Below are 19527 nucleotides of genomic sequence, written 5' to 3' on the forward strand. Positions count from 1 at the left end.
CCCCACCCAAAAAAAACCCCCGCGGTTGTACCCCCACCACCTGGGGTGGGTTATGGCCGTTGGGCGGCGCCCGGGCGGCGGGCCCCCCCCGGGGGGGGCCCCCCCCCGGGGCCCCCCCGGGGGGCCCCCCCCGTCCGGTGGACCGGTTTGCTGGCGGTCGGGCCCGGGAACCCGGTAGGGTCACCGATCGTTGCGAACAGTGACCGGACGGCGACACGCTGGTGAGCGTGCGCCGGAGCACTGTCCGCACGCCGCTCCGGATCGGGTCCCGACGGGGCGATGTGCCGGGCGAGGGGGTGCGGCTAGCATGACCGGGGTAGCGGTGGGCAGTACGCGGTTGCCGTCACCGGGCGGCAGGCAGGCGACAGGAGGGCGGGCCCTGATGCAGAAGGCGAAGATCCTCCTGGTCGACGACCGGCCGGAGAACCTGCTGGCGCTGGAGGCCATCCTCTCGGCGCTGGACCAGACGCTGGTGCGCGCCGCGTCCGGCGAGGAGGCGCTCAAGGCGCTGCTCACCGACGACTTCGCGGTGATCCTGCTGGACGTCCAGATGCCCGGGATGGACGGCTTCGAGACCGCCGCCCACATCAAGCGGCGCGAGCGCACCCGGGACATCCCGATCATCTTCCTGACCGCGCTCAACCACGGCCCGCACCACACCTTCCGCGGCTACGCGGCGGGGGCCGTGGACTACATCTCCAAGCCGTTCGACCCGTGGGTGCTGCGCGCCAAGGTCTCGGTCTTCGTCGACCTGTACGTCAAGAACTGCCAGCTGAAGGAGCAGGCCTCGCTGCTGCGGCTGCAGCTGGAGGCGGGCGGTGGCGAGCCGGCCCTCGGCGGCGCGCTGCTCGGCGAGCTGTCCGCGCGGCTCGCTGCGGTCGAGGAGCAGGCGGAGGCGCTGGGCAAGCAGCTGGACGCCGTCGAGGACCCGGGGGTGGCCGCCACCGCGGGGCACCTGGAGCGCAAGCTGGCCGGGCTGCGCCGGGCCCTGGACGCCCTGCGGCCGGGGAGCCCGTGACCGCCGGTCCGGTTCACCTCCCCGGGTGAATTCCTGCGGCGGCCGGGTGAAACCGGATCAGCGTGACGGTGTGTCTGCGACACGTCCCCGTGCCCGGCTCGGCCGCATGTCCCGGGGTCGCCCGCCCCGGTAGGCTGCTGACCCATGGCCACACGTACGCCCGGCAGCGCGGCACGCAACCCCGGTCCGGGACCGTCCAAGAAGGCCGCGGCGAAGGCCCCGGGCAAGCCGCCCGCGAAGAAGGCGGCGACCAAGAAGGCGGCCCCCGCGAAGAAGGCGGCGGCGGCCAAGCCCGCCCCGCCGCCCCCGCCCAGGCCGATCCTCTTCCGCGCCGTGCGGGCCGTCTGGCTCGGCCTGGCGAACGCGGTGGCCGCGGTCTTCCGCGGCTTCGGCGACGGCGCCAAGAACCTCCACCCGGCCCACCGCAAGGACGGCGTGGGCCTGTTGCTGTTCGCGCTCGCCCTGGTGACCGCGGCCGGCACCTGGTTCAGCCCGGAGGGCTGGCTGGGGGAGGGGGCCACCGCGGTGGTGTCCGGGCTGTTCGGCCGGCTCGACGTGCTGGTGCCCTTCCTGCTCGCCGCGATCGCCATCCGGCTCTGGCGCCACCCGGAGCTGCCGGAGGCCAACGGGCGGATCATGATCGGGCTGAGCGCGCTGCTGGTCGGCGTCCTCGGCCTGGTCCACATCGGCTGCGGCGCCCCCACGATGGGCAGCGGCGCCTCGCGGATAAGGGCGGCCGGCGGGATCATCGGCTGGGCCGCCTCCACCCCGATGATGGCCGCCGCCGGTCCGACGCTGGCCGTGCCGCTGCTCCTGCTGCTGGCCTTCTTCGGGGTGCTGGTGATCACCGCCACCCCGGTCAACCGCATCTTCGAGCGGCTGCGCTCGGCCGGCGTCCGGCTCGGCGTGGTCGAGCCCCGGCCCGGGGACGGGACGCGCGACGGGCGCGCGCCGGAGCGCGAGCTGTCCACCGAGCCGCCGGAGGACGCCGACCCCTCGGCGCTGCCGTTCACCGTGGACGCCGGCGGCGAGGACCCGCGCGACGAGGTGGCCGCCCGCCGGCGCCGCCGCCGGCGCAAGCCGGACCCGGCCGAGCAGGACGGGCCGGAGGCCGTCCGGGTCTCCCTGGACAAGGAGCCGCTGGACCCGTACGCCACCCGCAACCTCGCCGCCGGCGCCGCCGCCGACCTGGACGGCGCGCTGGTCTACGGGGTGCCCGCCTCCTCGGCGGTGGCGGACATGATGCACCAGGTGCAGGACCGCACCGCCCCGCCCGAGGAGGCGGCCGTCCCGGCCGCCCGCAGCGGCGGCCCCGGCGCACCCGAGGAGCACGGCGCGGCGCCGGTGCGCATGGAGCAGCTCCAGCTCTCCGGCGACATCACCTACGCGCTCCCCCCGCTCGACCTGCTGGAGCGCGGCGGCCCGGCCAAGGCCCGCAGCGCCCTCAACGACGAGGTGGTGGCCCAGCTCACCGGCACCTTCTCCGAGTTCAAGGTGGACGCCAGGGTCACCGGCTTCACCCGCGGCCCGACGGTCACCCGCTACGAGGTCGAGCTCGGCCCGGCCGTCAAGGTGGAGCGGATCACCGCGCTCGCCAAGAACATCGCGTACGCGGTGGCCAGCCCGGACGTGCGGATCATCAGCCCGATCCCGGGCAAGTCCGCGGTCGGCATCGAGATCCCCAACCGGGACCGCGAGATGGTCAACCTCGGCGACCTGCTGCGCTCGCGCACGGCGGCCGAGGACACCCACCCGATGGTCGTCGGCATGGGCAAGGACGTCGAGGGCCACACCGTGATGGCCAACCTCGCCAAGATGCCGCACATCCTGGTGGCCGGCGCCACCGGCGCGGGCAAGTCGTCCTGCATCAACTGCCTGATCACCTCGGTGCTCGCCCGGGCCACCCCGGACGAGGTGCGGATGGTGCTGGTCGACCCCAAGCGGGTCGAGCTGACCGCCTACGAGGGCATCCCGCACCTGATCACGCCGATCATCACCAACCCCAAGAAGGCCGCGGAGGCCCTCCAGTGGGTGGTGCGCGAGATGGACCTGCGCTACGACGACCTGGCGGCCTTCGGCTTCCGGCACGTGGACGACTTCAACGCCGCGGTGCGGGCCGGCAAGGTCACCCCGCCGCTCGGCAGCGAGCGGGAACTGACGCCGTACCCGTACCTGCTGGTGATCGTCGACGAGCTGGCCGACCTGATGATGGTCGCGCCGCGCGACGTCGAGGACTCGGTGGTCCGGATCACCCAGCTGGCCCGTGCGGCCGGCATCCACCTGGTGCTGGCGACCCAGCGGCCCTCGGTGGACGTGGTGACCGGTCTGATCAAGGCCAACGTGCCGTCCCGGCTGGCCTTCGCGACCTCCGCGATGGCCGACTCCCGGGTCATCCTGGACCAGCCCGGCGCCGAGAAGCTGATCGGCAAGGGCGACGCGCTCTTCCTCCCGATGGGTGCCAGCAAGCCGATCCGCATGCAGGGCGCGTTCGTCACCGAGGCGGAGATCGCCGCGGTCGTCCAGCACTGCAAGGACCAGCTCACCGCCGTCTACCGGGACGACGTGACGGTCGGCGGCGGGCCGAAGAAGGAGATCGACGAGGAGATCGGCGACGACCTGGACCTGCTGATCCAGGCGGCCGAACTGGTGGTCTCCACCCAGTTCGGCTCGACCTCGATGCTCCAGCGCAAGCTCCGGGTCGGCTTCGCCAAGGCCGGCCGGCTGATGGACCTGATGGAGTCGCGGGGGATCGTCGGGCCGAGCGAGGGCTCCAAGGCCCGTGACGTGCTGGTGAAGCCGGACGAGCTGGACGGGGTACTGGTGACCCTGCGCGGGTGACGGCCCGTCCCTCCGTCGGCCCGTCCCCCCGTCGGGCCCGTTCCCCCCGCTGGACGCGTCTCTTCGGCGGACCCGCGTTCCCCGGGACCGGCGCTCCCCCGGACCGGCGCCCCTGGGGGCCGGTGCCCCTCGGGACCCGTGCCCCCGGGGAGGTGTCACTCGTTCGGAGGGGGGTAGGCGCCGTGGTGGGAACCGAACGTGCGTACACCGCGTCACAGGCCGGAAAGCGAAGCCCGGGGTTCCCCGCGCGGGCCCGCTGACAGCGGGTCAGCGGGGTGCGGGGCCCCGGTCGGGGCGGGTGTGCGCATTCGGTCCTGTTCCGCTTGAGAAACGATCCGCCCGCGCCCCTAGACTGTTCCCCAGCAGGTGGCCATCCGCTCGAAAGGCGTGCCCCGTGACCATCGGCAAGTCCCCCGACCGCGAGAACGCCCCGTCGTCCGCGCAGCCGTCCGACGCCGCGGTTCAGGCGGCCGATGCCCCGAGCATCGGCCGGGTGCTGTCCGCCGCCCGGATCGAGGCCGGGCTCACGGTGGACCAGGTGAGTACGGCGACCCGGGTACGGGTGCCGATCGTCCATGCCATCGAGGAGGACGACTTCGGCCGCTGCGGCGGCGACTTCTACGCCCGCGGACACATCCGCTCGATCGCCCGCGCCGTCGGCGTGGACGGCGAGGAGCTGGTCGCCCGCTACGACGACGCGCACGGCGGCTCGCCCGCCTCCAAGCGCCCCACCCAGCTGATCGACAGCGGGCCGATCAAGGTGCCCGGCCGCGGTCGGCCGAACTGGGCGGCGGCGATGGTCGCCGCGATCGTCGCCGTGGTCGCCCTGATCGGCTTCAACCTGGTGAACGGCAAGACCGGCCACACCGGGACCGGCTCCGCCAGCGCGCCGCTGCCCAGCGGCTCCGGCACCGGCTCCCTCGCCCCGGCCCCCTCGCCCACCGTGCAGCCCCCGGCACCCGCTCCCAGCGCCGCCGCGATCGCCGCCGTGCCGGCCGACAAGGTGACCGTGAAGCTGGTCGCCGAGGGCACCAGCTGGGTGTCCGCGGTGGACGGCACCGGGAAGTCGCTGTTCCAGAACAACATCAGCGACGGCCAGGACCAGACGTTCACCGACGGGAAGCAGATCAAGTTGGTGCTCGGCAACGGCGGGGCCGTGCACGCGTACGTCAACGGGAAGGACCTCGGTCTCCTCGGCAAGGACGGCCAGGTGGTGCACGTCACGTACACCCCCGGCGACCCGCAGGCGGGCTGACCAGAGCAGGCCTGTGGAGGGGTCGGAGACCTGGTGAAGATCTGGTAATCCGAGGCGCGCGGCCTCCGGGGCGAACGGCACCGGAGGCCGCGCGTTAATCTTGGGCCTATGCCTGAACGCCGCACTGTCGCCCTTGTCACGCTCGGATGCGCCCGCAACGAGGTGGACTCCGAGGAACTCGCCGGGCGACTGGAGGCCGACGGCTGGTTGCTCGTCGACGACGCCGCCGCCGCGGACGTCGCCGTCGTCAACACCTGCGGCTTCGTCGAAGCCGCCAAGAAGGACTCCGTGGACGCCCTGCTGGAGGCCAACGACCTGAAGGGACACGGCCGCACCCAGGCCGTCGTCGCGGTCGGCTGCATGGCCGAGCGGTACGGCAAGGAGCTCGCCGACGCGCTGCCCGAGGCCGACGGGGTGCTCGGCTTCGACGACTACGCCGACATCTCCGACCGGCTCCAGACGATCCTCTCCGGCGGCCACCACGCCCCGCACCTCCCGCGCGACCGCCGCAAGCTCCTGCCGATCAGCCCGGCCGAACGGCAGGCCGCCGCCGAGGCCGTCGCGCTGCCCGGCCACGGCGCCGCCGAGGCCCCCGCCGAACCGATCGCCGACCTGCCCGACGGCCTCGCCCCGGCCTCCGGCCCGCGCACCCTGCGCAAGCGGCTCGACGACAACCCGGTCGCCTCCGTCAAGCTCGCCTCCGGCTGCGACCGGCGCTGTTCGTTCTGCGCCATCCCCGCCTTCCGCGGCTCGTTCATCTCCCGCCGCCCCTCCGACGTGCTGCACGAGGCCCAGTGGCTGGCCGGGCAGGGCGTGCGCGAGATCGTCCTGGTGAGCGAGAACAACACCTCGTACGGCAAGGACCTCGGCGACATCCGCCTGCTGGAGACGCTGCTCGGCGAGATCTCCTCGATCGAGGGCGTCGAGCGGGTCCGGGTCTCCTACCTGCAGCCGGCCGAGATGCGCCCCGGCCTGATCGACGCGATGACCGGGATCACCGACGTGGTGCCCTACTTCGACCTCTCCTTCCAGCACTCGGCGCCGGCCGTGCTGCGCCGGATGCGGCGCTTCGGCTCCACCGACCAGTTCCTGGAGCTGCTGAAGACCATCCGCGACCGGGCCCCGCAGGCCGGCGCCCGGTCCAACTTCATCGTCGGCTTCCCCGGTGAGACCGAGGAGGACTTCGCCGAGCTGGAACGCTTCGTCACCCACGCCGGGCTCGACGCGATCGGCGTCTTCGGCTACTCGGACGAGGACGGCACCGAGGCCGCCACCTACGACGGCAAGCTGCCCGAGGACGTCATCGCCGACCGCCTGAGCCGGCTGAGCCGACTGGCCGAGGAGATGACCGCCCAGCGGGCCGAACAGCGGATCGGCACCGAGGTCGAGGTGCTGATCGAGTCGGTCGAGGACGGGGTGGTCGAGGGCCGGGCCGCCCACCAGGCGCCCGAGACCGACGGCCTGACCACCCTGCTCGGCGTCGAGGACCCCGCGGTGGGGCAGTTCCACCGGGCCACCGTGGTGGCCAGCGAGGGCGTCGACCTGATCGCCGAGGCGCTGGAGCAGGTGCGGGCCCCCAAGGCCCCGGGAGCCGGGGAATGACCAAGGGGCCCGGCGCCCCGGCCGCGGCCCACCCGGACAGACCGGTGGCCGCGGTACCGCCGCCGCCGGGTGTCTGGAACATCGCCAACATGCTCACGATGCTCCGGCTGCTGCTGGTGCCGGTCTTCGTGACGCTGCTGTTCGCCGACGGCGGGCACGACCCCAAGTGGCGCTCCGTCGCCTGGGCCTCGTTCGCCGTCGCGATGATCACCGACCTGTTCGACGGCGAGCTGGCCCGGCGCAAGGGCCTGGTCACCGACTTCGGGAAGATCGCCGACCCGATCGCCGACAAGGCGATCATGGGCGCGGCCCTGATCGGCCTCTCGCTGCTCGGCGACCTGCCCTGGTGGGTCACCGTGGTGATCCTGGCCCGCGAACTCGGCATCACCCTGATGCGCTTCTGGGTCATCCGCTACGGGGTCATCCCGGCCAGCCGCGGCGGCAAGCTCAAGACGCTCACCCAGGGCATCGCCGTCGGCATGTACGTCCTGGAGCTGACCGGCTGGCTCGCCACCGCGCGGGCCGTGCTGATGGCCCTGGCGGTGCTGCTGACCGTCGGCACCGCACTGGACTACGTCGGACAGGCGCTGCGCCTGCGCCGCGAGGGACTGGCCGCGGAGCGCGCGGGCCGGTGAACGAGGGGGGAGCGCGGGTGGCGCGGCAGGACACGGCGGGGCACGAGCCGGCTCGGCGCGATCCGGTCCGGTGCGATCCGGCTCAGCACGACCTGGCTCAGCACGACCCGGCTCAGCACGACCTGGCGGCGCGGGCGCACGCCGCGCTGCGCGCCGGGGGCGCCTCGCTGGCCGTCGCCGAGTCGCTGACCGGCGGGCTGCTGGCGGCCGCGCTGGTGGACGTCCCCGGGGCGTCCGCGACCTTCCGCGGCTCCGTCACCGCGTACGCCACCGACCTCAAGGCCTCGGTGCTCGGCGTGGACGAGGGACTGCTGGCCGTCCACGGGCCGGTGCACCCGGTGGTGGCCCGGCAGATGGCCGAGGGCGTGCGCCGGCTGCTGGGGGCGACCTACGGCCTCGCGACGACCGGGGTCGCCGGACCGGACCCGCAGGACGGCCGGCCGGTGGGCACCGTACACCTCGCGGTGGCCGGCCCGGGGGGAACTCTGGTCAGTTCGCCCCGGCTGTCGGGGGACCGTGCCACAATCCGTCACGGGGCGGTGACCACCGCCCTGGAACTGCTCGTCGGGAGCCTCCCGGCCGGTGCGCCCACGACCTGACCTCGTGGGCCCGGCCCCCGCGCCTCGGGCGCCGGTGGAGTCCTGGTGGAGCCGCGGTCGCGGAGAACTCCACCCGACCGGGACCCGTCGATCCGGCGCACGGGTATGGGACAGCTGGAGGATCGTGTTACATCCAAGGCCCTGGTTGGGCAGAAACCAGGTGGCGAACGAGTTGCGTGACGGTGGCCGGGCGGGCCGCGACGGGTACCACGAGGGGCCCGCGGACCCGGGTACGACACCGCCGCGAGGAGGGGGACGGCCTTGCAGCCCAGAGTGAACACGACCAGGGTCCCCGCACGCGAAGCGGGCAAGGCGGTACGGTGGGGGCGTGACATCTCGATCCGCAGTCCGAGGAGGGAGGCACCGATGATCCTGCTCCGTCGCCTACTGGGCGATGTACTGCGTCGGCAGCGCCAGCGCCAGGGCCGCACACTCCGCGAGGTGTCGGCGGCCGCACGGGTTTCGCTCGGGTACCTCTCCGAGGTCGAGCGGGGACAGAAGGAGGCCTCCTCGGAGCTGCTCTCCGCCATCTGCGACGCACTCGACGTCCGGATGTCCGAGGTCATGCGCGAGGTCAGCGACGAACTCTCGCTCGCCGAACTTGCGGCGATGGCCACCCTCTCCGAAGGTGATCTGCTGAGGCCGGTGCTCGAACCGGTACCGCTGCCCGCCCCCGGCACCGACCGGGCGAACATGTCGCCCAAGGCCGCCGCGATGGACGTGGTCGCCGCCTGAACCCGGCCTCGACTCCCGGGCTCCTGGTGCCCGGGGCGAGCGAAGGAGGGCGGTCGTGCGAAGAGCGTCGACGGTGTGCACGGAGGCCCGAATACGGCTGCGGCACGTGGTGCCCTGGTCGGCCCGCCGGGTCCTGGCGGTCCTCACCGCCGGCCTGCTCTGCTGGCTCCTGGTGATCCGGGGCCAGCTGGCGGACGGTGCGGCCCTCGGGTTGCTCGCGGCCGGAGGCTGGGGGCTCGGTCTGATCCCGGTGCACGCAGACCGGAGCGCGACCGGACCGCAGCGGCGCCCGCGGGCGCGGGCCGCACGGGCCGCGGGCCGGGTGGAGACGCAACCGCCGCCGACCGGCTGATTCACCCGTACGGGTGAGCGCGGTCGTACCGGCGCGACGAGTGGACGGGAAGGCCGCGGGTCCGGTGGACCCGCGGCCTTCTGCTGCTCCGACGGGGGCCGGGCCCCGGGCCGACGGCACCGTCAGGGCCGCAGGCGCAGACCGCGCGGGGTCGCGTGGAAGCCGGCCTCCTCCAGTGCCGCACCGAGCTCCGAGCCGAGGGCCGGCTCGCCGTTCGCCCGCTCCACCGTGACGCTGCCCAGGGCGCCCTCGCGGACCGCGCCCGCCAGCGCGCCCGCCGCCAGCGCCCGGGTGGCCGCGTCCTCCGGCCAGGCCAGCAGCGATTTGCCGCCCCGCTCGACGTACAGCGCCAGCTCGCCGTCCACCAGCACCACCAGGGCGCCCGCCTTGCGGCCGGGGCGGTGCGCCCGGACCTCCTTCGCCTCCCCGGTGCCCCCGGCACCCGTGGCCTCCTTCGCCCCGGAGGCGGTCGGCGGCTCCGGCCAGGGCAGCGCCGCGCCGTAGGCGTTCGCCGGGTCGGCGGCGGCGAGCACCAGCACCTGCGGGGGCTCCGCGGCCGGCGCGGCCGGCCACTCGACCCCCCGGGCCCGCTCCAGTCGGGAGTGCACCGAGCGCAGCCGGTCGGCCGCGCCGTCCATGGCGAACTGGGCCCCGCCCAGCCCCTCGACGAAGTAGCCCCGGCGGGCCCGGCCGCGCTCCTCCATCGCGGCGAGCACCCGGTACACCCCGGCGAAGCCGCCGGGCACCCGCTCCGCCGCCACCGCGCCCCGGGTGAGCAGACCGTGCCGGTCCAGCAGGCTCTGGGCCCGGCTGGTGGCCCGCAGCGTCGGGTCGGCCGCCGGGGCGGGCAGCAGCGACCAGCGGCCGGCCACCGTCGGCGGGCCGCTGCGCAGGGCGCCGCCCGCCCGGCCGAAGGAACGGCCGGCGCCGCCGTAGCGGCCGCGCGGCGTCGCCCGGGGGGCGCGGTGGGCGGTGGCCCCGGCCGTCCGGCCGGAGCCGAGCAGGGCGCGCAGCGGGGCCAGGGTGTCGTTGGTGACGTAACCGGCCCAGACGAGGTCCCAGAGGGCCGCCACCGCCTCCGGCTCGGGGACGTCCTCCGGGAGCTGCTGGACGAGCTGGCGGAAGAACAGGCCGTAGCCGCCGGCCAGCGCCCGCAGCAGGGCGTCGTGCACGGGCGTCAGCGCGGGCGGGACGGCGTCGGGGCGCAGCAGGTGGGCGTTCTCGGTCAGGTGCAGGCTGAGCCAGCCGTCCTTGCCGGGCAGGGCGCCGGCCCCGCACCAGCCGATCTCGCCGGCGGCCGTCAGTTCGTCCAGCAGGCCGGGGGAGTAGTCGGCGAGCCGGGCCGGCAGGATCAGCTTCTCCAGGGCGGAGGCGGGCAGGGCGGTGCCCTGGAGCTGCTCGACCACCCGGAGCAGGCCGTCGGGGCCGCGCAGCCGGTGGCCGGCCAGGTGCTGCCACTGCGGGAGGAAGGCGGCCAGCGCCCGGGGCGGGACGGGCTCGACCTCCTGGCGCAGGGCGGCGAGCGAGCGGCGGCGCAGCCGGCGCAGCACCTCGGCGTCGCACCACTCGACGCCGGCGGTGTGGCTCTCCACCGGCCGGAACTGGCCCTGCACCAGGCGCCCGGAGGAGGTGAGGCGGTGCAGGGTGCCGGTGACGACGGCGGTGCCGAGGCCGAACCGGGCGGCGGCCTCGGCGGCGGTGAACGGGCCGTGGGTGCGGGCGTGCCGGGCGAGGAGGTCGCCCAGCGGGTCCTTGACCGGCTCGGTGAACGCCTCCGGGACGCCGACCGGCAGCGGGGTGCCGAGCGCGTCGCGCAGCCGCCCGGCGTCCTCGACCGCGGCCCAGCGCTGCTCGCCGGCGATCCGGACCTGGATCACCCGGCGGGCGGCCTCCAGCTCCAGCGCCCAGAGCGGCTCGGCGCCGCGCACCGTCAGCTCGGCCTCGCTGAGCGGGCCGAGCAGGCGCAGCGCGTCGGCGACGCCCTCGGCGTCCCTGACCCGGCGCTCCGGGGTGAGGCGCTGGAGCTCTGCCTCCAGCTCGGCGAGCACCTGCGGGTCGAGCAGCTCGCTCAGCTCGGCCTGGCCGAGGAGTTCGGAGAGCAGCCGGGAGTCGAGCGAGAGGGCGGCGGCGCGGCGCTCGGCGAGCGGGGAGTCCCCCTCGTAGAGGAACTGGGCGACGTAGCCGAACAGCAGCGAGCGGGCGAAGGGGGACGGCTCCGGGGTGGTGACCTCGACCAGGCGGACGGCGCGGGACTCGAGGTCCCCCATCAGCTCGACCAGGCCGGGTACGTCGAAGACGTCCTGCAGGCACTCGCGGACGGCCTCCAGGACGATCGGGAACGAGCCGTACTCGGAGGCGACCTCGAGGAGTTGGGCGGCGCGCTGGCGCTGCTGCCAGAGCGGGGTGCGGCGGCCTGGGCTGCGGCGCGGGAGCAGCAGGGCGCGGCCGGCGCACTCGCGGAAGCGGGAGGCGAACAGGGCCGAGCCGCCGACCTGGTCGGTGACCAGCTGCTCGATCTCGCCGGGGTCGAACAGGGCGGCGTCGGCGCCGACCGGGGCCTCGTCCGCCGGGGAGGGCTCCGCGGGGCCCGCGAAGTCGAAGTCGGGGGACAGCAGGTCGGCGTCCGGCAGCCGGAGCACGATGCCGTCGTCGGCGTGCATGACCTGCGGGTCGAGGCCGTGCTTCTCGCGCAGCCGGGCGCCGAGGGCGAGCGCCCAGGGGGCGTGCACCTGGGCGCCGAAGGGGGAGTGGACGACGATCCGCCAGTCGCCCAGCTCGTCGCGGAAGCGTTCGACCACGATGGTGCGGTCGTCCGGCAGGTGGCCGCAGGCGGCGCGCTGCTCGGCCAGGTAGTCGAGCAGGTTGGCGGCGGCCCAGTCGTCCAGGCCGGCCTGCCGGAGCCGGGCGGTGGCGTCGGCGGGTGGCATGGCGCCCAGCTCGCGGGTGAACGCGCCGAGGGCGCGGCCGAGTTCGAGCGGGCGGCCGAGGGTGTCGCCCTTCCAGAACGGGAGCCGGCCGGGGACGCCGGGAGCGGGGGTGACCAGCACCTTGTCGTGGGTGATGTCCTCGATCCGCCAGGAGGTGGTGCCGAGGGTGAAGACGTCGCCCACGCGGGACTCGTAGACCATCTCCTCGTCGAGCTCGCCCACCCGCCGCCCGCCGCCGCCCTTCTTCGGGTCGGTGCCGGCGATGAAGACGCCGAACAGGCCGCGGTCGGGGATGGTGCCGCCGGAGGTGACGGCGAGCCGCTGGGCGCCCGGACGGCCCGTCACGGTGCCGGCCACGCGGTCCCAGACCACCCGGGGGCGCAGCTCGGCGAAGGCGTCCGAGGGGTAGCGGCCGGCCAGCATGTCGAGCACGGCCTCGAAGGCGGACTGCGGGAGGGTGGCGAACGGGGCGGCGCGGCGGACCACGGTGAGCAGCTCGTCCACCGGCCAGGCGTCCAGTGCCGTCATCGCGACCAGCTGCTGGGCGAGGACGTCCAGCGGGTTGCGCGGGACGCGCAGCGCCTCGATCCGCCCGGCCCGCATCCGCTCGGTGACCACGGCGGACTGCACGAGGTCCCCCCGGTACTTGGGGAAGAAGACGCCGGTGGAGACGGCCCCGACCTGGTGGCCGGCCCGGCCGACCCGCTGCAGGCCGGAGGCGACCGAGGGCGGTGACTCCACCTGGACGACCAGCTCGACGGCGCCCATGTCGATGCCCAGTTCCAGGCTGGAGGTGGCGACGACGGCGGGCAGCCGGCCCGCCTTCAGCTCCTCCTCGACCAGGGACCGCTGCTCCTTGGAGACGGAGCCGTGGTGCGCCCGGGCGATGACCGGGGGGATCCCCCTGGCGGCCCCCGAGCCGCCCATCAGCTGGGCCGGGGCGTGCGCCTCGGGGGCGGCGGTGCCGGTGGCGCGCTCGTGGGCGATCTCGTTCAGCCGGTTGCACAGGCGCTCGGCGAGGCGGCGGGAGTTGGCGAACACGATGGTCGAGCGGTGCGCCTCGACGAGGTCGACGATCCGTTCCTCGACGTGCGGCCAGATCGAGGTCTGGCGCTGCGGGTCGGTGTCGGACGCACCGCCGGTGGCCGGGGCGGCGGGCAGGTCGTCCAGGTCGGGGACGGGGACGACCACCGACAGGTCGAACTCCTTGGCGGTGGCGGGCTGGACGACGGCGGCGCCGCGCTGCGGGCTGAGGAAGCGCGCCACCTCGTCGACCGGGCGGACGGTCGCGGACAGGCCGATCCGGCGGGCCGGGCGCTCCAGCAGTTCGTCCAGCCGCTCCAGGCTGAGTGCGAGGTGGGCGCCGCGCTTGGTGCCGGCGACCGCGTGCACCTCGTCGAGGATCACCGTGTCGACGCCGCGCAGCGCGTCCCGGGAGGCGGAGGTGAGCAGCAGGAACAGCGACTCGGGGGTGGTGATCAGGATGTCCGGCGGGTGGGTCGCGAAGCGTCGCCGGTCGGCGGCGGGGGTGTCGCCGGAGCGGATGGCGACCTGGACCTCGGGTTCGGGCAGGCCGAGCCGGACGGCGGCCTGGCGCAGGCCGGTCAGCGGGGCGCGCAGGTTGCGTTCGACGTCCACCGCGAGCGCCTTGAGCGGTGAGACGTAGAGGACCCGGCAGCGGCGGGCCGGTTCGGCCGGGGGCGGGGTGCTGCTCAGCCGGTCCAGGGCGGAGAGGAAGGCGGCGAGCGTCTTGCCGGAGCCGGTCGGGGCGACCACCAGGACGTCGGTGCCGCGCCGGATGGCGCGCCAGGCCTCGGACTGGGCGGTGGTGGGGGCGGAGAAGGCGCCGGTGAACCAGGCCCGGGTGGTCGGGGCGAAGCCGGCCAGGGGGTCGTCGTCGGGCGGGGTCGGGTGCTGGGGCGCCATGCCCCCATGGTGCCGGGTGGCACCGACAACCGGGGGCCGGCGGGCGCGGGTGTCCGTGGAGGAGCAAAAAGGGCAATCCGCTCATATGGTGATGATTCAGGACCGTGATCGACCCGTGACCCACCGGACCGACGAGCGGAGAGCGTGCGATGGCGCAGGTGCACCCGTGCGGCGGGCCCGTCCGTGCCGCCCGGCGCCGGGTCGGCGGGCCCGCCCGGGCGCTGCTCGCCATGCTGCTCACCGCGCTGGTGGTCGGCGGCGCCGTCCCCTCCGTCTCGGGGGCCGGCCGCTCCTACCTCAGCTACCTGGTCCTGGCCGAGCAGGAGGACGCCGCCGGCGCCGCCCGGGCCGGGGCGGAGAGCCGGGCGGCGGGCGGTCAGGTGGTCCAGGAGTACCCGCAGATCGGGGCCGTCCTGGCGTACGCCACCGGCGGCTTCGCCGACCGGCTGCGCACCCGCCCCGGGATCGCCGCGGTCGGCGCCACCCGCACCACGCCGGTGGTGAGCCCGCCCCGGCTGCTCGACGGCGCCGGGGACTTCGCGGCCGGCGCCGGCCCGGCCGCCCGCGGCGCCGACCGGGCGGACGGCGGCACCCCCACCGTGCCCGACCCGGCCGAGGGCGACCCGTGGAACCTCGCCCTGGTGGGTGCCGCCCCCGCGCCGGGCGGCGACGCCTCCGCCGCACCGCGCGGCCCCGCGGCCGGCGCCGCGCCCACCGCGGGGGCGCTGAACCGGGTGCTGGTCGCGGTGCTCGACTCCGGCGTCGACGACACCCACCCGGACCTGCGGGCCGCCGTCGACCCGAAGGCCTCCGCCTCCTGCGCCGACGGGCGCCCGGACGCCCGCTCCGGTGCCTGGCGGCCCGACCCGGGCGTCGGCGAGAGCGGCCACGGCACCCACGTCGCCGGCATCGTCGGCGCCGCCCGGGACGGTCACGGCGTCACCGGGGTCGCACCCGGCGTGCGGATCGCCGCCGTCCGGCTGCTCGGGCCGCTCGGCCAGTACTACGCAGAGAACATCGTCTGCGGGATGCTCTGGGCCGCCGACCACGGCGCCAGGGCGATCAACAACAGCTACTTCGCCGACCCGTGGAAGTACAACTGCCCGGAGGACCGGGACCAGGCCGCGCTGGTCGCCGCCGTCGGCCGCGCCGCCGGCTACGCGCAGCGCAGGGGTGCCGTGGTGGTCGCCTCGGCGGGCAACGACGGGCAGGACCTCGGCGCGGCCCGGACCGACGACCGCAGCCCCAACGACCGCACCGCCGGCCCGGCCCGCACCCGCCACCTCGGGACGGAGTGCATCCGGCTGCCCGGCGAGCTGCCCGGGGTGGTCACCGTCACCGCCGTCGACCGGGACGGCCACCCGTCGGGCTACTCCAACTACGGGCGTGGCCGGGTGTCGCTGGCCGCACCCGGCGGGGACCCGGACGGCGGCGCGCAGGGCGCGATCGTCTCCGACTGGCCCGGCGGGCAGTACGCGGCGCTCGCGGGCACCTCGATGGCGGCGGCGCACGTCACCGGGGCGGTCGCGGTGGCCGCCGCACTGCACCCGGACTACGGCTCGGGGGCGCTCGCCGCGCTGCTGGCCGGCACGGCGGCCGCCGCCTGCCCGCCGGGGCCCTACGCCTGCGGGGAGCGGCAGTACGCCGGTGCGGGGCTGCTCGCGCTGCCGAAGTGAGCCGGCCCCGGGCCGCCCGCGCCGGCGGACCGGCCGGGGCGGGCGGGCGCGGTCCGGGATACTGGGGGGCATGAGGCTGACGGAGTTCTGGCGACGGATGTACGCGCACTTCGGCGAGGCGTACGCGGAGTCCTTCGCCTCCGACCACGTGATGAGCGAACTCGGCGGGCGGACGGTGCGGCAGGCGCTGGAGTCCGGCTGGGAGGCCAAGGACGTCTGGCGGGTGGTCTGTCGGACCCAGGGCGTCTCCGGCGCGCTGCGCTGAGCCGGGCCCGTCCGGCGGTGGGCCGAACGGGTGCCCGCGCCCGGGCGGGCCCGGGGCATGGGTGAGACTATCGGGGTGGCAAGCAGCGCAGGAGCACCGGAACCGGACAGGTCGGCGCAGGCCGTCGACGATGCCGCGGGCCAGCCGCCCGCACCCGCGCGGCCGCCGGGCCGGGGGATCGAATGGAGCGGCGGGATGCCGCGCTGGCTTCCCCGGGCGATGGTGCTGGCCCTCGTGCTGGTCGGGGTGTTCAAGCTCGCCGACTGGGCCTTCCACCAGCTGATCGACCTCTTCGTGATGCTGCTGGTGGCCTTCTTCCTCTCGCTGGCGCTGGAGCCGGCCGTCGACCGGATGGCGGCGCGCGGGGTGCGCCGCGGGGTGGGCACCTTCCTGGTCTTCGTGGCCGTCGGGGTCGCGGTGGCCGGGTTCCTCGCGGCGCTCGGCACGCTGCTGGTCGACCAGGTGGCGAAGATCGCCGGGGACCTCCCGCACCTGGTCGACAACCTGATCGGCTGGATCAACCGGACGTTCCACCAGGACCTGTCGCTGGGCGAGCTGCAGAAGAAGCTGCTCAAGGACTCCGGGGCGATCGAGAGCTACGCCCAGCAGGCCGCCGACAACGTCTGGGGCGTCTCCTCCACCGTGATCGGCGGGCTCTTCCAGGCCTTCACGGTCGGGCTGTTCACCTTCTACTTCACCGCCGAGGGCCCCCGGGTGCGCCGGACGGTCTGTTCGGTGCTGCCGCCGGCCAAGCAGGCCGAGGTGCTCCGGGCCTGGGAGATCGCCCTGGCCAAGACCGGCGGCTACCTCTACTCCCGGGCGCTGCTGGCGGTGGTCTCGGCCGCCGGCCACTGGGTGATGTTCGCGCTGCTGGACCTGCCGTACTCGGCCGCGCTGGCGGTCTGGGTCGGCGTCATGTCGCAGTTCGTGCCCACCATCGGGACGTACCTGGCCGGCGCGCTGCCGGTGCTGGTGGCGCTCACCGTGGAGCCGGTGGACGCGCTCTGGGTGCTGGTGTTCGTGGTGGTCTACCAGCAGGTCGAGAACTACCTGCTGCACCCGAGGATCACCGCGCGGACGGTGGACGTGCACCCGGCGGTGGCGTTCGGCTCGGTGATCGCGGGCGCGGCGCTGCTCGGGGCGGTCGGCGCGCTGATCGCCATCCCGGCGGCGGCCACCCTGCAGGGCTTCGTCGGGACGTACGTGCGGCGCTACGAGGTGGCCACCGACCCGCGGATCGACCGGGGCGAGCAGCGGCGGGCCCGGCGGGAGCTGCGCCGGGAGGCGGCGCGGCGGCTGCGGCGGATCGTCGGCGGCGACGGGGAGTGATCCGGCGGCCGGGCAGCGGCGGGGGTGACCCGGCCGCCGGGCCGACGTGCGAAGCTTGAATCGAACAGTTGTTCTTTGTACTCTCCGGCGAAGAGTTCTCCACAGGCGGAGCCGGGTCGGGCTCGTTTGTCAGTGGGACGCGCTAGCGTCGAGGACGATGAAGCGCACAGCACAGAACCCGAGGGTGGAAGCCATGGCAGGTACGGATCGCGAGAAGGCCCTTGAGACCGCCCTCGCCCAGATCGAGCGGCAGTTCGGCAAGGGCTCGGTGATGCGCCTCGGTGAGAAGGCCAACGAGCCGGTCGAGGTGATCTCCACCGGGTCCACCGCCCTGGACGTCGCCCTCGGCGTCGGCGGCATCCCGCGCGGCCGGGTGATCGAGATCTACGGCCCCGAGTCCTCCGGCAAGACCACGCTGACCCTGCACCTGGCGGCCAACGCCCAGCGGGCCGGCGGCACGGTCGCCTTCGTCGACGCGGAGCACGCGCTCGACCCGGAGTACGCCAAGAAGCTCGGCGTGGACACCGACGCCCTGCTGGTCAGCCAGCCGGACACCGGTGAGCAGGCCCTGGAGATCACCGACATGCTGATCCGCTCCGGCGCGATCGACCTGGTGATCATCGACTCGGTCGCGGCCCTCGTCCCGCGCGCCGAGATCGAGGGCGAGATGGGCGACTCGCACGTCGGTCTGCAGGCCCGTCTGATGAGCCAGGCGCTGCGCAAGATCGCCGGTGCGCTGAACCAGTCGAACACCACCGCGATCTTCATCAACCAGCTCCGCGAGAAGATCGGCGTCATGTTCGGCTCGCCGGAGACCACGACCGGTGGCCGGGCCCTGAAGTTCTACGCCTCGGTCCGTCTGGACATCCGCCGGATCGAGACCCTGAAGGACGGCACCGAGGCGGTCGGCAACCGCACCCGCGTCAAGGTCGTCAAGAACAAGGTCGCCGCGCCGTTCAAGCAGGCCGAGTTCGACATCCTCTACGGCATCGGCATCAGCCGCGAGGGCGGCCTGATCGACATGGGCGTCGAGCACGGCTTCATCCGCAAGTCGGGTGCCTGGTACACCTACGAGGGCGACCAGCTCGGCCAGGGCAAGGAGAACGCCCGCAACTTCCTGCGGGACAACCCGCAGCTCGCGGACGAGATCGAGCGGAAGATCAAGGGCAAGCTCGGCATCGGCCCCAAGGTCGAGGAGCCGGCCGAGGGTGACGCGGCGGCCCCCGCCGCCGACGGCGCGGCCAAGCCGATCACCGCGACCGCCGCCAAGACGGCCGCGGCGAAGAAGACGGCGGCGGCCGCCAAGGCCTGAGCCGTTGACACAGCACGACGCGGCGGGCAGCGGCCCGGACGACGACCACGGACCACCGGACTGGTTCGCCGCGGTCGCGGAGGAGCCGCCGCCCGCGGAGCAACCGGAGCCGCCGTCCGCGGCGCTGCCCCGGTCACGGCCCCGGAAGGGGCAGCGGCGGGAGCGGTCCTCCGCCGCACGGTGGGCATCCGGTTCGGAGCCGGAGTTCGACCGGGCGCCGGCCCGGGCGGTGCGCGGCGCGGCGCCCGGGCCGGCACCGGCGGAGCCCTCGGTCGACGAGCTGGGGCTCGTCTCCGCCTCCGAGCTGCCCACCGGCCGGCGTCGGCGCCGCTCGGCCCTGGTGGCCGAGCGGGCCGACGCGACCGGCGCCGTGACGGACGACGAGCCGGGCGGATCCCCGGCCGAAGGCCCCCGGGGAGCGGCCACCGGTCCGCGCGGCGGCACGAACGCGAGCCGGGCCCGGCGCGCGGCGGAGCGGTCCGAGGGCGGGGAGCCGGAGGAGGGGCGTGCGCCCGGCGCCCGTCGACGGGCGGGGGCCGAGGAATCGGCCGACCCGCAGACCCGCGCCCGCGACATCTGCCTGCGGCTGCTCACCGGCGCCGCCAAGAGTCGCAAGCAGCTCGCCGACGCCCTGCGCAAGCGGGAGATCCCGGAGGACGTCGCCGACGAGGTGCTCACCCGGCTCGAAGAGGTCGGGCTGATCGACGACGCGGCCTTCGCCGCGGCCTGGGTGGAGTCCCGGCACGCCGTCCGAGGCCTGTCCCGGCGGGCGCTCACCCAGGAGCTGCGCACCAAGGGGGTGGCCGCCGACCTGGTCGAGCAGGCCGTCGCCCAGGTCGACCACGACGACGAGACCGAGGCCGCCAGGGCCCTCGTCGACCGCAAGCTGCGGGCCACCCGGGGGCTGGACGCCCAGGTGCGCACCCGCCGGCTGGTCGGCATGCTGGCCCGCCGCGGCTACTCCGAGGGGCTGGCGTTCCGGGTGGTGCGCGGCGCGCTGGAGTCGGAGGAGCAGGACGCAACGTAGCCGCGCGCCCCGGGAGGGCGGGCCCGGGAGG

14 protein-coding genes are annotated in these 19527 nt (G+C 75.2%); 13 read left to right on the plus strand and 1 reads right to left on the minus strand.

What is annotated here, in order from left to right:
- The first annotated feature begins 379 nt into the window (after positions 1 to 379).
- The 8 genes from ACFYUY_RS31235 to ACFYUY_RS31270 all read left to right on the plus strand — a co-directional run bounded on the left by ACFYUY_RS31235 (position 380) and on the right by ACFYUY_RS31270 (position 9034).
- Positions 380 to 1018, plus strand: a complete 639-nt coding sequence (locus ACFYUY_RS31235) for a response regulator (RefSeq protein ID WP_360221051.1) — start codon at positions 380 to 382, stop codon at positions 1016 to 1018.
- A 144-nt stretch (positions 1019 to 1162) separates the two neighbouring features.
- Complete coding sequence (locus ACFYUY_RS31240; protein WP_387905670.1) at positions 1163 to 3856, plus strand: DNA translocase FtsK; 2694 nt, start codon at positions 1163 to 1165, stop codon at positions 3854 to 3856.
- Between the two features lie 394 nt (positions 3857 to 4250).
- Positions 4251 to 5111, plus strand: coding sequence for a RodZ domain-containing protein (locus tag ACFYUY_RS31245; protein ID WP_360221033.1), 861 nt, complete (start codon positions 4251 to 4253; stop codon positions 5109 to 5111).
- 108 nt (positions 5112 to 5219) lie between these two features.
- Positions 5220 to 6713: a 30S ribosomal protein S12 methylthiotransferase RimO gene (gene rimO, locus ACFYUY_RS31250; RefSeq protein WP_360221030.1), complete on the plus strand. Its 1494-nt coding sequence runs from the start codon at positions 5220 to 5222 to the stop codon at positions 6711 to 6713.
- The gene (pgsA, locus tag ACFYUY_RS31255; protein WP_360221027.1) at positions 6710 to 7348 is read left to right on the plus strand and encodes a CDP-diacylglycerol--glycerol-3-phosphate 3-phosphatidyltransferase; all 639 of its coding nucleotides are present in this window, start codon (positions 6710 to 6712) and stop codon (positions 7346 to 7348) included. Before rimO ends, pgsA begins: the two co-directional genes overlap by 4 nt.
- 122 nt (positions 7349 to 7470) lie before the next feature.
- Positions 7471 to 7947 (plus strand): CinA family protein, encoded by a 477-nt coding sequence (locus tag ACFYUY_RS31260; protein ID WP_360221048.1) that lies wholly within the window; start codon positions 7471 to 7473, stop codon positions 7945 to 7947.
- A gap of 366 nt (positions 7948 to 8313) precedes the next feature.
- The gene (locus ACFYUY_RS31265) at positions 8314 to 8682 is read left to right on the plus strand and encodes a helix-turn-helix domain-containing protein (protein ID WP_049660741.1); all 369 of its coding nucleotides are present in this window, start codon (positions 8314 to 8316) and stop codon (positions 8680 to 8682) included.
- A 55-nt stretch (positions 8683 to 8737) separates the two neighbouring features.
- Positions 8738 to 9034, plus strand: coding sequence for a hypothetical protein (locus ACFYUY_RS31270; RefSeq protein WP_387905673.1), 297 nt, complete (start codon positions 8738 to 8740; stop codon positions 9032 to 9034).
- A gap of 122 nt (positions 9035 to 9156) precedes the next feature.
- Here the strand turns inward: ACFYUY_RS31270 and ACFYUY_RS31275 are convergent, their stop codons facing one another.
- The gene (locus ACFYUY_RS31275) at positions 9157 to 13887 is read right to left on the minus strand and encodes an ATP-dependent helicase (RefSeq protein WP_387905674.1); all 4731 of its coding nucleotides are present in this window, start codon (positions 13885 to 13887) and stop codon (positions 9157 to 9159) included.
- A 149-nt stretch (positions 13888 to 14036) separates the two neighbouring features.
- On the opposite strand from ACFYUY_RS31275, the gene ACFYUY_RS31280 reads away from it, so the two are divergent.
- From ACFYUY_RS31280 to ACFYUY_RS31300, 5 genes are all read left to right on the plus strand, one after another.
- Positions 14037 to 15563, plus strand: a complete 1527-nt coding sequence (locus ACFYUY_RS31280; protein WP_387905675.1) for a S8 family serine peptidase — start codon at positions 14037 to 14039, stop codon at positions 15561 to 15563.
- Positions 15564 to 15633: 70 nt separating this feature from the next.
- Positions 15634 to 15828 (plus strand): DUF3046 domain-containing protein, encoded by a 195-nt coding sequence (locus ACFYUY_RS31285; protein WP_360221015.1) that lies wholly within the window; start codon positions 15634 to 15636, stop codon positions 15826 to 15828.
- Between the two features lie 195 nt (positions 15829 to 16023).
- Entirely contained in the window at positions 16024 to 17157 is a 1134-nt protein-coding gene (locus ACFYUY_RS31290) for an AI-2E family transporter (RefSeq protein WP_360221012.1), read from the plus strand.
- Positions 17158 to 17350: 193 nt separating this feature from the next.
- On the plus strand, positions 17351 to 18469 hold the full coding sequence (gene recA / locus ACFYUY_RS31295) for a recombinase RecA (protein ID WP_387905678.1): 1119 nt from the start codon (positions 17351 to 17353) through the stop codon (positions 18467 to 18469).
- A gap of 4 nt (positions 18470 to 18473) precedes the next feature.
- Complete coding sequence (locus tag ACFYUY_RS31300) at positions 18474 to 19496, plus strand: regulatory protein RecX (protein ID WP_387905681.1); 1023 nt, start codon at positions 18474 to 18476, stop codon at positions 19494 to 19496.
- Positions 19497 to 19527 lie beyond the last annotated feature (31 nt).

The sequence above is a fragment of the Kitasatospora sp. NPDC004745 genome, from assembly GCF_042873275.1.
Taxonomy (GTDB): domain Bacteria; phylum Actinomycetota; class Actinomycetes; order Streptomycetales; family Streptomycetaceae; genus Kitasatospora.